Here is a 2089-nt window from a genome sequence, read left to right as displayed (position 1 = left end):
GAGTTTATCCAAGAGGAGTATTTAGAGATTTATAATACTGGTAATTTAAAATATATTTTATACTTATAATGCATCAAAATCCTTTGTTGATCATTTTGGGGCCAACTGCATCTGGTAAAACCAAGCTCGCTGTGAAATTGGCCGAAGCGCTAAATGGCGAGATAATCAGTGCAGATAGCAGGCAAATCTTTAGGGGTATGGATATTGGTACTGGCAAAGATCTTAGTGAGTATGCGGTGAATGGAAAAATTATTCCATATCATTTGATCGATATTAAACAAGCAGGAGAAAGATATAACGTAAACGAATTTAAAGAGGACTTCTTTGCTATTTTTCAGAAATTAACTGACCAAAATGTACTTCCTATACTTTGTGGTGGTACAGGGATGTATGTTCACAGTATTCTTCAAAATCATGAATACACCGCTATACCAGTAAATAGTGAACTGAGGGACACCTTAAAAGAACTGAACAATGAGTTATTAAGGAACAAGTTGTCTGCTTATCCATCCGAATTTACAAAACAGGCAGATCAATCATCCCATAAAAGAATGATCAGGGCAATTGAGATTGCAGAATACCTGATACATAACGATTTGCAATCAATTGAAAGACCTGGAATTGATCCACTGGTGATTGGTTTGACATCGGATGTTGAGTTGCGGAGACAGAAAGTGATCAATCGTCTTGAGCTTAGGTTTAATGAAGGTATGATAGATGAAGTGAAAGGGTTAATTGCTGAAGGAGTTACTAAAGAAGATCTTGTTTTTTATGGCCTGGAGTATAAATTTATTGCAGCTTATCTTTTCGATGAGCTTAGCTATTCGGAATTAAAAGAAAGACTTGCTATAGCGATTTGCCAATTTGCAAAACGCCAAATGACCTTTTTTAGGAAGATGGAGAAGGATGGTGTTAAAATAAACTGGTTTAATACAGAGTTAAATCCGGATGAGTTACTTGATGGTGTTCTAAGTATTTATAAATTGAAATATAAGGATCGTAGTTAAGCTATGTGATATAATTGTTAGTGTTATTTAAAAGTTGTTATTCGTATAATAATATATTTCTTTTCAATGTATGGCATGCAATTTGTAAATGATCAGGTGTATAGCAAAAAAACTATGCATTAAATTTAAATAAACGATCAAATGAAAAATTCTACAAAATTCTTTGCGACTGCAGTAGCTGCAGTGGCGTTATTTTTTACCACTAATGCCAGTGCTCAAAAACTAGGTATTGGAGTGAACCTGGGTGTTCCAACGAACGATGGTTATAGTTTTGCTTTAGGGGCTGATGCCAGACTTCAGTTTGACGTATCGAAACAAATATCTATTCCTGTAACTACAGGTTATACTCATTTTCTTGGAAAAGAAGTGGCAGGAGTTGATGTGCCTGATTTTGGTTATATTCCACTAAAAGCTGGTGTGAAAATATTCTTTGATGAAACAGGTTCAGGTCTTTACGGTTTAGGTGAACTGGGAGCTGCTTTCGGAGTTACCAATGGTTCAGGAACTTCGTTTCTTTATTCACCTGCATTAGGTTATTCATGGAGCAATGGTTTGGATTTGGGAGTGAAATATGAAGGACTTTCAAAAGGAGGAGGAAATTTAGGACAAGTAGCTTTACGTGTAGCTTACGGGTTCAAGTTATAATGCTGAAATTGAATATTTATTTAAAGCCTCTGAATTTTTCAGGGGCTTTTTTAGTTATTTAAATATAAAATAGGTATTTTAACCAAAAAACAATGCAATGGAGCTATTTTAGGCCTGTACAAGCATGATTTTGCTATTTTAGAGCTACAATAGATTCATAGATTCATAAAAATATAGATAAAGTATGAAAAAATATCTTGCGGCCGGAGTGCTTTTAATGGCTCTGTCTTGTACAAATACAGATAAAACAAATACGCAAGCCWCAACAGATAATATATCTGAAAGTAAGGTAGCTACTACTGCTGTTGTTGAATTAACCGATAGTAAAGTTCAAAATATTTATGATGGTTATATCTATTTAAAAGATGCTTTAGTAGAATCAAAGTTTGAAGATGCCCAAAAAGCTGCAACACAATTAAAGACCAGCCTTACTAATT

At 34.4% G+C, this 2089-nt stretch carries 3 protein-coding genes; all 3 read left to right on the top strand.

What is annotated here, in order from left to right; all coding sequences use genetic code 11:
- The first annotated feature begins 68 nt into the window (after positions 1-68).
- Positions 69-1007: a tRNA (adenosine(37)-N6)-dimethylallyltransferase MiaA gene (gene miaA, locus AC1DG9_RS26280; RefSeq protein ID WP_172663192.1), complete on the top strand. Its 939-nt coding sequence runs from the start codon at positions 69-71 to the stop codon at positions 1005-1007.
- A gap of 141 nt (positions 1008-1148) precedes the next feature.
- A complete protein-coding gene (locus tag AC1DG9_RS26275) occupies positions 1149-1652 on the top strand; it encodes a hypothetical protein (protein ID WP_172663191.1) in 504 nt (167 codons plus the stop codon).
- A gap of 184 nt (positions 1653-1836) precedes the next feature.
- Positions 1837-2089, top strand: a 253-nt coding sequence (locus AC1DG9_RS26270; RefSeq protein WP_477635594.1) for a DUF3347 domain-containing protein, incomplete at its 3' end; no start/stop codon positions are given.

The sequence above is a fragment of the Pedobacter sp. 05L430 genome (assembly GCF_056397585.1).
Note: the sequence above shows the minus strand (reverse complement) of the source record. Positions and strands in the feature narration are given on the sequence as shown.

Bases quoted from the DNA above. Each gene is read 5' to 3' on its own strand.
- miaA (WP_172663192.1), top strand. From the start codon at position 69: ATGCATCAAAATCCTTTGTTGATCATTTTGGGGCCAACTGCATCTGGT.
- AC1DG9_RS26275 (WP_172663191.1), top strand. From the start codon at position 1,149: ATGAAAAATTCTACAAAATTCTTTGCGACTGCAGTAGCTGCAGTGGCG.